Origin of the sequence: Vibrio sp. 779(2023) (assembly GCF_033344285.1) — a bacterium.
Lineage (GTDB): Bacteria > Pseudomonadota > Gammaproteobacteria > Enterobacterales > Vibrionaceae > Vibrio > Vibrio alginolyticus.
Genome location: NZ_JAWPOM010000029.1, coordinates 37,642 through 48,894 on the forward strand (window position 1 = coordinate 37,642; position 11,253 = coordinate 48,894).

9 protein-coding genes are annotated in these 11,253 nt (G+C 45.5%); 1 reads left to right on the forward strand and 8 read right to left on the reverse strand.

From position 1 onward, the window contains the following. Positions 1–6 precede the first annotated feature (6 nt). From hflC to tsaE, 8 genes are all read right to left on the reverse strand, one after another. Positions 7–987, reverse strand: a complete 981-nt coding sequence (hflC, locus tag R8O70_RS22905) for a protease modulator HflC (protein ID WP_005381382.1) — start codon at positions 985–987, stop codon at positions 7–9. 2 nt (positions 988–989) lie between these two features. Next, positions 990–2,195: an FtsH protease activity modulator HflK gene (hflK, locus tag R8O70_RS22910; protein ID WP_017633728.1), complete on the reverse strand. Its 1,206-nt coding sequence runs from the start codon at positions 2,193–2,195 to the stop codon at positions 990–992. Between the two features lie 45 nt (positions 2,196–2,240). Beyond that, positions 2,241–3,530: a ribosome rescue GTPase HflX gene (gene hflX, locus R8O70_RS22915; RefSeq protein WP_005381380.1), complete on the reverse strand. Its 1,290-nt coding sequence runs from the start codon at positions 3,528–3,530 to the stop codon at positions 2,241–2,243. A gap of 38 nt (positions 3,531–3,568) precedes the next feature. Beyond that, entirely contained in the window at positions 3,569–3,832 is a 264-nt protein-coding gene (hfq, locus tag R8O70_RS22920) for an RNA chaperone Hfq (RefSeq protein ID WP_005381379.1), read from the reverse strand. 194 nt (positions 3,833–4,026) lie between these two features. Continuing rightward, on the reverse strand, positions 4,027–4,959 hold the full coding sequence (gene miaA, locus R8O70_RS22925) for a tRNA (adenosine(37)-N6)-dimethylallyltransferase MiaA (protein WP_047103958.1): 933 nt from the start codon (positions 4,957–4,959) through the stop codon (positions 4,027–4,029). Further along, positions 4,956–6,968: a DNA mismatch repair endonuclease MutL gene (mutL, locus tag R8O70_RS22930; protein ID WP_065274929.1), complete on the reverse strand. Its 2,013-nt coding sequence runs from the start codon at positions 6,966–6,968 to the stop codon at positions 4,956–4,958. The genes miaA and mutL overlap by 4 nt, the downstream gene beginning before the upstream one ends. 18 nt (positions 6,969–6,986) lie before the next feature. After that, the gene (locus R8O70_RS22935) at positions 6,987–8,696 is read right to left on the reverse strand and encodes an N-acetylmuramoyl-L-alanine amidase (protein WP_005381374.1); all 1,710 of its coding nucleotides are present in this window, start codon (positions 8,694–8,696) and stop codon (positions 6,987–6,989) included. Beyond that, complete coding sequence (gene tsaE, locus R8O70_RS22940) at positions 8,690–9,154, reverse strand: tRNA (adenosine(37)-N6)-threonylcarbamoyltransferase complex ATPase subunit type 1 TsaE (protein ID WP_005381372.1); 465 nt, start codon at positions 9,152–9,154, stop codon at positions 8,690–8,692. Before tsaE ends, R8O70_RS22935 begins: the two co-directional genes overlap by 7 nt. Positions 9,155–9,430: 276 nt before the next feature. Here tsaE and queG point away from each other — a divergent pair, with 276 nt between their 5' ends. Further along, positions 9,431–10,558 carry a tRNA epoxyqueuosine(34) reductase QueG gene (queG, locus tag R8O70_RS22945; RefSeq protein WP_005381370.1) on the forward strand — a complete coding sequence of 376 codons (1,128 nt, stop codon included), beginning with the start codon at positions 9,431–9,433 and terminating at the stop codon, positions 10,556–10,558. The last annotated feature ends 695 nt before the right edge of the window (positions 10,559–11,253 follow it).

Consider the following 11,253-nt stretch of genomic DNA (forward strand, 5'->3'; position numbering starts at 1 on the left):
CGGAGATTATTTCTCCATGCTGCCCTTCGACTGGTTCATGTATTGGAAGAACTCACTCTTCGGATCAAGCACCAGAATATCGCTCTTAGAGCTGAAGGACTTCTCATACGCACGTAGCGAACGTAGGAAGCTAAAGAACTCAGGGTCTTTGTTGTATGCTTCAGCATAAATCTTCGCAGCTTCAGCATCCGCCTCACCTCGTGTCACACGCGCAGTTTTATCAGCTTCAGCGAGAATAGTTGCTACTTCTAGTTCTGCTTGAGCACGAATAACTTCCGCTTTTTCACGACCTTGAGAACGGTGCTTACGAGCAACGGACTCACGCTCCGCACGCATACGACGGTAGATAGACTCACTGATTTCATCAGGCAGGTTGATTTTCTTCATTCGGAAATCAACGACACGAACACCCAAGTCTTTCATTGCGCTTTCACGCGTGTCTTTCAATACTTCAGACATGATTAGGTCGCGTTCACCATCAATCTCAAGCGCCTCACGAGCCGCTTCAGTTGCGACAACATCGGCACTTGCGTCTTCTGGTAGCACATCATCGTTACGTGGACCAGATACGATCTGTTTGATTTCACGAGCACCGATTTCAGAACGAAGCACGTCCGTCACTTTACGCTCAAGTAGTGCCTCTGCCGTTAGCGAGTTACCACCGCCAGTCGCGAGGTAGTAGCGACCAAAATCTTCAATACGCCACTTCACGTAGGTATCAATGATAACGTCTTTTTTCTCAGACGTTACGAAACGGTCTGCACGGCCATCCATTGTTTGGATACGTGCATCAAGTTGTTTCACACGGTCAAACAAAGGCATCTTGAAATGCAGACCAGGCTCGTAAATTCGAGTGATGTCGTTGTTGTCTTTCAAGACACGACCAAATCGAACCACGATACCACGCTCACCTTCAGGAATCACAAACAAAGACATCAACATTAATGCCAGTGCGATTACCAGTACAGGGATCATTAACTTACGCATTCTTAGTATCTCCCTTGACGTGAACCTGTTGAACGAGACTGCGTGTTCGAAGTGTCTTCTTGTGTACGATCAGACTCAAGTTGAATTTGATCATAGGTTGAAGATGACTTCGATTTACGTTTGGTATCTGCTTTGCCCTCTTGTCCCGCCAACTTATCGATTGGAAGGTAAAGAAGATTGCCGCTTGATTCCGAGTCAATCAACACTTTCGAAGTGCTTGAGTACACCTCTTCCATTGCGTCAATGTACAGACGATCACGCGTTACACCAGGCGCTGCTTGGTATTCTGGTAATAGTTTTTCGAACTGTGCTACCTGACCAAGAGCCTCGTTAGTGACACGCTCATTGTAACCTTGTGCTTCTTTCTTCAAACGCTCTGCACGACCCGTTGCCTTAGGCAAGATTTCGTTCTTGTATGCTTCAGCTTCACGAATGAAACGCTCTTCATCCTCACGTGCTGCGATTGCATCATCAAACGCATCTTTCACTTGCTCTGGTGGACGAGCAGACTGGAAGTTCACATCAACAAGTACCAGACCCATATCATAGCTATCAATGATTTGGTTCAGTGTTTCTTGCGTAGTTTGACGAATTTGCTGACGACCACTGGTTAGAATGCTATCCATCAATGAGTCACCAATTACTGCACGTAGTGCAGAATCCGTTGCTTGACGCAAGCTGTCGTCTGCATTGGTTACACGGTACAAGTATTTGTATGGGTCAGTCACTCGGTACTGAACATCCATCGCAACTGTTACAACGTTTTCATCTTTGGTCAGCATTAGACCAGATGCACGTAGTGAACGAATCGCTTGTACGTTTACCGCTTCGTACTCATCAATAAAGCGAGGACGCCAGTTAAGACCTGGGTCTACGATACGATCGTATTTACCTAAACGCAGTACAACACCACGCTCTGCTTCACCGATGGTGTAAAAACCAGCGAAGAACCAAACTGCAACAGCAATCAGAGCAATCACGCCAAAGCCAATTGCACTACCACCACCGCCGCCGATTGGAGAACCACCGCCGCCTTTTTTACCAAACTTGCCGCCCAGCTTTTGACTCAGTTTGTTGAACACTTCATCTAAATCTGGCGGACCTTGATCTCGGCCACCAGGACGCTGGCCACCACGATTATTATTACCCCAAGGGTCATTATCGCGGCCATTGTTGCCGTTGTTATTTCCAGGCTCATTCCACGCCATTAGAAAGCTCCATCATTTGATATGACGTTATACTGTAGCAGTCCTTTAAGTGACTATAAAGCCAGTCAAAACTGCCCCTTCTCTTTTTTCAAGTCTAGACCAATCTACTTGCTGCATTCGAATATCGATCAACAAGTTACCATCCTGGTCATATTCCTCACGTTGAATACACTTCATTTGGAAGAAGGTACTACGGAATCGTCCTTGATACTGTGGAGGAATTCGCAACTGATGCTCGACCATTTGTGACGCCAGACGTTCCGTCAGAGCCTCAAACAGGACATCAATGCCCAACCCATCCATTGCTGAAACCCAAACTGCGCGAGGTACGCCTTCCTCGTCTCGTTCTATACGTGGTTTCTGCGAATCTAGATTGTCGATTTTGTTCATGACAACCAGAGTCGGCACTTCATGCGCGTCGATCTCTTCTAGTACTTCATGAACAGCTTGAATATTCTCACGAAAACGCTCATCACTGGCATCAACAACATGTAACAAAATGTCAGCTTCTTGCGTTTCCTGCAAGGTTGCCTTGAAGGCCGCAACCAAGTCGTGTGGCAAATGTCGAATAAAACCAACCGTGTCTGCCAAGATGGCAGGACCAACATCTGCTAACTCTATCTTACGTAAAGTCGGGTCCAAAGTAGCAAATAATTGATCAGCCGCGTACACGCCAGCTTCTGTAATACGGTTGAAGAGTGTCGACTTACCCGCGTTGGTGTAACCCACAAGTGAAACCGTTGGGATTTCAGCTCGATTTCGGGCGCGGCGCCCTTGTTCACGCTGCTTCGCTACTTTGTCTAAGCGTCGCAGGATGGCTTTGATTCTGTCACGCAATAAGCGACGGTCGGTTTCCAGCTGGGTTTCACCCGGGCCACGTAAACCGATACCACCTTTCTGCCTTTCAAGGTGTGTCCAACCACGAATCAAACGAGTAGAGATATGACGAAGTTGAGCCAGCTCTACCTGTAGCTTACCTTCGTGTGTTCGAGCTCGTTGAGCAAAGATATCGAGAATAAGACCAGTGCGGTCGAGAACTCGACATTGGCACAGTGCTTCGAGGTTACGTTCTTGGGCAGGAGAGAGGGCGTGATTAAAAATCACAATTTCGGCACCCGTTGATTGTACCGCTGTAGCAATCTCTTGGGCCTTACCCTCTCCGACATAATATTTAGGGTGTGGGGATTGACGACTACCAGTTACCACTTGTAGCGCCTCTACCCCAGCAGAAGAAACCAGCATTTCGAACTCAGCCAGATCTTCCCATTCACCTTCTTGCGTGAAGTTGATATGAACAAGTACGGCTCGCTCACCGGATTCATAACGGTCAAACAAGCAATCAACTCCTTATTTTAAAAATACTCGATGAAGAATTAATCTTCAGATTTCTCTTGTGGACGCTCACCTTGTGGACGTTCACCGCTGTGATGGCTCACTGGACGAGCCGGCACAACTGTTGAGATCGCGTGCTTGTACACCATTTGGTTAACAGTATTCTTCAGCAGGATCACAAATTGATCGAATGATTCGATCTGACCTTGTAGTTTAATACCATTCACAAGGTAGATAGATACCGGGATACGCTCACGACGTAGCGCGTTTAGAAATGGGTCTTGTAGAGATTGCCCCTTAGCCATTTTTATTTTCCTTATTTAATTTGTAGTTGTAATTATTTAGCTAGTGGTGCAATGCAAAAGATACGGCTTTTGCATCTGAGCTAAACGAATCAAAAATGCACTCTAAGTAATTAGCAGCATAGTATAAAAACCGCCAACAACAGATCCTTTGAGAGTGCGTTCACGCAAAAACGATCACATTATACACAGCTATGTCAATCAGATGCTATTGCTTCCGACATCGTTTCTAATGCCTGTTCAATGTTCTCGCTATCCAACCAAGTTAAATCATCCCAGCTGCGTAACCAGGTGATTTGACGCTTGGCCAATTGACGAGTCGCGCATACGCCACGAAATACCGCTTCGTCACGTGTACACTCCCCATCTAAATACTCCCACATCTGTCGGTAACCGACGCATCGTATGGAAGGAAGATCGGGGTGAAGATCTTTTCGCGAATATAACGCTTTCATTTCTTCTTCAAAGCCCGCTTCCATCATCTTCTCGAAACGGAGTTCAATCCGACGGTGAAGTTCTGCCCTATCCTTGGGAGCTATTGCAAACTGCTTGACTCGGTATGGTAGGCTTTCACCTTTCGTTTGAGTCAATTCAGTCAAAGTTTTACCTGAAATGCGAAAAACTTCCAATGCCCGAGATAAACGTTGGGGATCATTGGGATGGATTCTCGCGGCTGACACAGGATCAACCTCTTTGAGTTCATCGTGCAACACTGACCAACCTTTAGTCAATGCCTCTTGTTCAATTTGCTGACGAATTTCAGGATTTGCAGCAGGAAGTGGTGATAAACCTTCAAGTAACGCCTTGTAATACAGCATTGTTCCACCCACAAGAAGTGGAATTTTTCCTTCTGCAACAATATCATCCATCGCTTTCAATGCATCTCGACGAAAGTCGGCGACAGAGTAAGATTCACTTGGATCCAAAATATCTATCAAGCGATGAGGCGCCAAACTTAACTCTTTTTCATCCGGTTTCGCCGTACCGATATCCATCCCTTTGTAGATCAAAGCAGAATCAACACTGATGATCTCAATCGGAAATTTTTGACGAAGACGAATCGCCAGCTCAGTTTTGCCTGATGCAGTTGGCCCCATTAAAAATAGCGCCAAAGGTAGTTTATCTGTCATGGTTTTAATTTGGCTATCGTGGCAGAGAAATCAACAGCGGATACGAATTTTGTATCTTCTAATGGCAATTGACCATGTCTTAGCTGTTCAAGTTCCGCAATAATTTGAATGGCTTCAGAAAAAGTATAGTGACTCTTCACTGTCGTGACCTGTAATGCGAGCCAATCTATCAACTCAGACAGCATCTGAGCCGCTGCTATACCTTCGTTCACACAAGATTGCGCGTAAGATAACAGATCTGGTACTAAATTTTGTAAGTTTTGTTGACGCAGCGGAGCTGGGACGCCCATCACCATTAAGGCGTGCTCGTTTCTCGCTTTCAATTGAATACCAAGCAATGCCAAATCTTGTTGATAATCTTGGGCCAGTCTCACTAATTCGGGCTCTAACTTAATAGATAGAGGAACAAGCAGAGGTTGTGCCTTGAGTGCACCATCGCTTGGAGTGAGCTGGCCTTTTACACGATAAAATTCTGCTCTAGGTAACGAGACTAACGCCGCCCCACTGTCACTGCTCATCAAAACAAATTGTTCATCGACCACCATCAGCGCTTTGCCTAATGCAGTAATCGATGGCATTGATGTGTGCGAAGTTATCGTTTGGGGCGCTATTGGAGTGACTGCCTGAGCCTCAAACTCTGGCGTTTTCAGCAGCTCGTGATAAGCGCGTACTTCTTGTTTAGTTGGCGCTGGTTCTACGTGGCGCTCTTTACTGTGACTTGGCTTTGGTGCAGGTTTGGATTCCACCCAATCATTACGTTTGAATGACTCCACTACGCGCGCCTCTCGCACGGAGGTTTCACTAGGACCGCTATTACGAGGCTTCACTTCATAATCACTGCGTCCAGGATAAGCCGGTGTACTCTCTATCGCTTGATAAACCCGCTCTGGTACTGGTGAAGATGCTGGCTCTTGTACATTTTCAGGCTCTGGCGAATGCTCAATCTCTTCAGACTCAGTCGGTTCCACGCGATGAAATGCCGATTCATTCACCTGTGGTTTATCAATCACGGCGCTTTGCGCAAGTGCATCCGTCAAAGCTTGATAGATGAAATCATGCACCAAACGAGCTTGGTGGAAACGCACTTCATGCTTAGCAGGGTGAACATTCACATCTACTTGGTGCGGATCTAGCTCAATAAAGAGCACATACGCAGCAAACTGATCTGGCTTTAAGCTCATTTCATAGCTTTGACGAATCGCGTGATTGATTAATTTGTCACGCATCATTCGGCCATTCACATAGCAATATTGTAAATCGCTTTGCTGCCTTGCTCCCTCTGGTGTGGTAATCCACCCATGTAGCTTTAACCCTTGATGCTCAAGCTCGATTCTGAGCATATGCCGCACAAACGCATTACCGCAGACAGCAGCAATACGCTTTTCGGTTTGAAGCTGATTTTTCGCCGCGCGATATTGACGGATGATCTTGCCGTTATGACGCACATTGATGGTGACATCAAAGCGGCTTAACGCAATGCGTTTCAATAACTCATCAATATGAGCAAATTCGGTTTTCTCCGTACGAAGAAACTTGCGACGCGCTGGAGTATTAAAAAATAAGTCCAACACCTCAACGGTAGTGCCAATCGGGTGCGCTGCTGGCTTAAGCTTCACCTGCATATCACGCCCTTCGGAGTAGGCACTCCAGGCTTCTTCTTGTGCCGCAGGACGCGACGTGAGCGTCAAACGCGAGACTGAGCTAATACTGGCTAACGCTTCACCGCGAAAACCTAGACTCATAATGGCTTCGAGATCATCTAAGGTATGTATCTTAGATGTCGCATGACGACTGAGCGCTAAGCCGAGTTCATCTTTCGCGATACCTTTTCCGTTATCACGAACACGAATCAGCTTTGCGCCTCCTTTCTCGATATCGATATCGATTCGAGTTGCGCCAGAATCAAGACTATTTTCAACCAGCTCTTTAATCACAGAAGCAGGTCTTTCGACCACTTCCCCTGCGGCGATTTGGTTTGCAAGTCTGGCTGGCAAAATTTTAATCGTCATAATGAGTTAGAAGCTCACCTACTTGTTTGGAATGATCAGGACTTGCCCAACCGCTAGCTGATCAGAGCGTAAGTTATTCGCTTTACGAATGCTCGATACGCTAACGCCGTATTTGGACGCTATTTTGCCAAGGAACTCACCCCGAGAAACCTTGTGCTTACGAATCGGTTTATCTTTTACCGCGACCGTTATCTTCAACTTTTGCCCTACCCACAACGTATCTGACTTCAAGTTATTCTCTCGGCGGATATCTGAAACCTTCACTTTATAGTGATTCGCAATCTTACCTAAGAACTCACCAGACTTAACCTTGTGCGTAATGGTTTCTGTCTCAACAGTAATCGGTTTACTTGGCACTTTAATCGTACCAGCAGAAGGAATGTTGAGCTTCTGACCAATTGCCAAGCCTGTCGACTTCAAGTTGTTTGCCGACATCAGCGCTTTAGAGCTAAGCCCATATTTGTTCGCGATCACCGATAATGACTCGCCACGCTTTACAATATGTACCATTGGCTTCGCTGAAGGCGAGAACACCGTACCCTCTGGTGGGTTATCTTTTAAGTACTTGACGACCGCCTTAGTGATAGCCTGAGCTAACTTATCTTGGTGCGCTCGTTGAAACAGTAAACGCTCTTCTGTTGGGTTAGAAATAAAGCCCGTTTCCACTAGCACAGACGGAATCTGTGGAGAGCGTAAAACCGCAAGGCTGGTGTTGATCGGTTTGGTGTTATGCAGGTGCGCAACACGTCCCATCTCACCTAGGATTTCTGTTGCCAGTTTATAGCCTTCTTTTTGTGAGTGACTAAACTGCAAGTCCAGCAAAGTTTGGTTCACATTACGATCTTTTGTCTTCGTGAAGAACGCATTACCCGAGCCGCCCAATAACTCAGACTGTTTCTCATGGTTCTCGACCCAACGAGCAATTTCGGTATTTGCACGACGAGTATTTAGTACGAAGACCGAACCACCGCGAGGCTTCGGTGAGGTAAACGCATCAGCGTGAATGGAGATCAGTAAGTGTGCATCATTTTCACGAGCAATCGCGACACGACGGTTTAAGTTTACAAAGTAATCTCCCGTACGAGTCATGCGCGTTTTAATACCAGGAGTCGCATCGAGCTGAGCAGCAATTTTTCTTGAGATACTCAATACCGCATCTTTCTCGTACTTACGACGTGAAGGGCCAATAGAGCCAGGGTCTTCCCCACCGTGACCAGGGTCGATAACAATTAACACTTCTTGAGCTCGTTGAACTGAGCTCATGTCTTTGCTGGCCGCAGCTGGCTTACTCGGTTTAGAGGTCGATGCCTTCTTACCGTGCGGTAAATCAATCACCAAGCGGTGACCATACTGCCCACCTGGTGTTGGGCTTAATTTAAATAACTCCGCTTGAACGCTCTTTTTTAGTTCAAACACCAAACGATAAGTGCCCTTCTCTGGAGGCGAGCTTTTTCGTACCAGTTTTAAAACAGGGCTATCCGTAACAGTAACAGGTAGTTTGGCCTGCATCGTCGTGCTTTTTAAATCCACGACAAGGCGATCCGGCCCTGATAAAGAGAAATAGGAATAGTCAGCTTCCGAGCCTAAATCGATGACAACACGCGTTTCATCAGGTGAAGGCCAAACTCGAAAACTCTTAACGACGTTAGCAAATGCTAAATTGGGGATGAGAAGGAGAAAAGTGGCGACAAACGTCGCCACCACTCTAAAATTTGAAAAACTCAACATAGCTCCAATCGACTGAGTAACTGCACACCATAATCATTATTAGCTGTTAGTTCGGCTACACGTTGCTCACCTTGGTAGCGAATGTTTACATCAAGATCCGGTTGTGGCAGTAAGCCATGCCCTTTTTCAGGCCATTCAACCAAGCAAATCGCATCGTCTGTGAAATAGTCTCGAATCCCCATAAACTCAAGCTCTTCAGGATCCGCAAGACGATAAAGGTCGAAGTGATATACTTGCCACTGATCCAACTGGTACGGTTCGACTAGAGTATAAGTTGGACTTTTCACGTTACCTTGATGACCAAGAGCACGGACAAAACCACGACTAAAGGTTGTTTTACCTGCACCCAAATCACCATGCAGATAAATTGTGGTTTGCTGGGAACAAAGCTGAGCCAGAGCGGTGCCTAGTGCAACCGTTTCATGCTCATCTTTTAAATTGAATTGTTTCGTGCTCATTGATGCTTCTCTAACTAATGATCGTTGACTATATAAAAATCAAAAGAACAGGAATAGTAAACCGTGTTGGTTTTGAGAGACAAGCTTTCAAATGTCATATGTGCGAAAAAAGTATCCAATAAACGGTATCTTAATCATCTTAGTATCGACCTAGATTTAGAATATATGCAAATGACTTCAATAAGCAGTATTCACAACATCAAAAACGTACCTAACTGGGTAGCACCAAAGCCAGAGATCCGTTAAGATCCGCCCCCCTTTATTCCGGTGGTTAACATGAACTACGAACAACTCGCACAACAAATCAAAGTTTGGGGAAAAGAACTCGGCTTCCAAAAAGTTGGGATCTGCGACGTTGATCTGAGTGAACATGAAGCAGCACTACAAAAATGGCTTGATGCAGGCTATCACGGCTCAATGGATTGGATGGCTCGTCACGGCATGATGCGTGCTAGACCCCATGAGCTACTCCCGGGAACCGTTCGTGTTATCAGCGTCCGGATGGACTATCTGCCACCAGAGGCTCAATTCGCTTCAAACCTCGCGAATAAAAGTCATGCCTATATTAGCCGCTACGCACTAGGGCGTGATTATCACAAGCTCGTCAGAAAGCAGCTAAATAAGCTCGGCAAACTTATTGAACAAGAGGTTGGTCAATATGGTTACCGACCTTTCGTTGATTCCGCACCAATATTAGAGCGACCTCTCGCCCAAAAAGCGGGCTTAGGTTGGACCGGGAAACATTCCCTGATTTTAGATCAAGACTGTGGATCGTGGTTCTTTTTAGGTGAACTACTTATCGACTTACCACTACCCGTAGATGAGCCAAGCGTTGATCAGTGCGGTAAATGCAAAGCATGCATTACATCATGCCCAACACAAGCCATCGTTGAAGACAAAGTTGTCGATGCCAGGCGTTGTATCTCTTATCTCACCATCGAGTTCGATGGCGTGATTCCTGAAGAGTTTCGAAAGCCAATGGGTAACCGCATTTATGGTTGTGACGACTGTCAATTGGTTTGCCCATGGAACCGCTACGCCGACATAACGGAGCAAGATGATTTCCACCGTCGTGACAGTTTCAAAAACCCTGACCTCGTCGACATGTTTAACTGGGATGAAGCGACTTTTCTAAAAAATATGGAAGGCTCCGCTATCCGTCGTATTGGTCATATACAGTGGCTACGTAACATCGCTGTCGCACTTGGTAATGCAGAATATAGTCAGCGAATCATAGATGCGCTGGAAAGTCGGCAAGGTGAAAATAAATTACTTGATGAGCACATTAAATGGGCTTTGACAGAGCAACTGAATCAACTCCCCACTGAGAGTAATTCATCTATAGAGACGAAAAAGCAACGCTTAATAAGGATAGTCGAGAAGGGACTGCCGAGAGACGCATAGAGCGTAGTCTATATGCAAGAGATTGAAAGTACTTTTGCATGTTCAATTCATGACCTTGTTCTCAATTTTGTAATGTGGAAAAAAATTTGAGATTCAAGAAAAACAAGCTAACAGAAAAAAGTTAAACACAGCTCGGAGAAATGACTAGGATCAAAAAAATACCAGTTAATGATCGTATTTTAACGTACTCGATCCGACAAAAAACTTATTTTTTCTTTATATAACAAAGATTTAATTGGTATTTCTTTGTTGTTTCAACTTCATTTTAGAGAAAAGATCTTTCTTCCCCATCATAAAAAGTCAAGCTAAAAACACTTTATCAACCAACTTATCCACAGAACGACGTATGTGGATAACTCTGTTAATTAAAGTAGATAAAACACGCGAAGCCTCATCATACTGTACGTCAGCCGATTCATATCGTGTTTTAAACACAAACGAAATCGTCCGACATCATATGATGCGGATAAAAGTTTAGCTTTTGGGGATTCATGCTTCGCAGCATTATGAAAAGAGCGATGTGATTGGTTGCGAGAAGCAGGCGTTGAATCAAGCGGCGCATCCGTAGACGACTTAACAATTGTATACTAAATAAGTACTCAATCTATCGTCTTGTATTTGGTTGCGGGGGCCGGATTTGAACCGACGACCTTCGGGTTATGAGCCCGACGAGCTACCAAGCTGCTCCACCCCGC

What these genes read in the sequence shown, in the direction of transcription:
- hflC (WP_005381382.1), bottom strand. Translation starts at nt 987, where the DNA reads ATGCGTAAGTTAATGATCCCTGTACTGGTAATCGCACTGGCATTAATG.
- hflK (WP_017633728.1), bottom strand. Translation starts at nt 2,195, where the DNA reads ATGGCGTGGAATGAGCCTGGAAATAACAACGGCAACAATGGCCGCGAT.
- hfq (WP_005381379.1), bottom strand. Translation starts at nt 3,832, where the DNA reads ATGGCTAAGGGGCAATCTCTACAAGACCCATTTCTAAACGCGCTACGT.
- miaA (WP_047103958.1), bottom strand. Translation starts at nt 4,959, where the DNA reads ATGACAGATAAACTACCTTTGGCGCTATTTTTAATGGGGCCAACTGCA.
- mutL (WP_065274929.1), bottom strand. Translation starts at nt 6,968, where the DNA reads ATGACGATTAAAATTTTGCCAGCCAGACTTGCAAACCAAATCGCCGCA.
- R8O70_RS22935 (WP_005381374.1), bottom strand. Translation starts at nt 8,696, where the DNA reads ATGTTGAGTTTTTCAAATTTTAGAGTGGTGGCGACGTTTGTCGCCACT.
- tsaE (WP_005381372.1), bottom strand. Translation starts at nt 9,154, where the DNA reads ATGAGCACGAAACAATTCAATTTAAAAGATGAGCATGAAACGGTTGCA.
- queG (WP_005381370.1), top strand. Translation starts at nt 9,431, where the DNA reads ATGAACTACGAACAACTCGCACAACAAATCAAAGTTTGGGGAAAAGAA.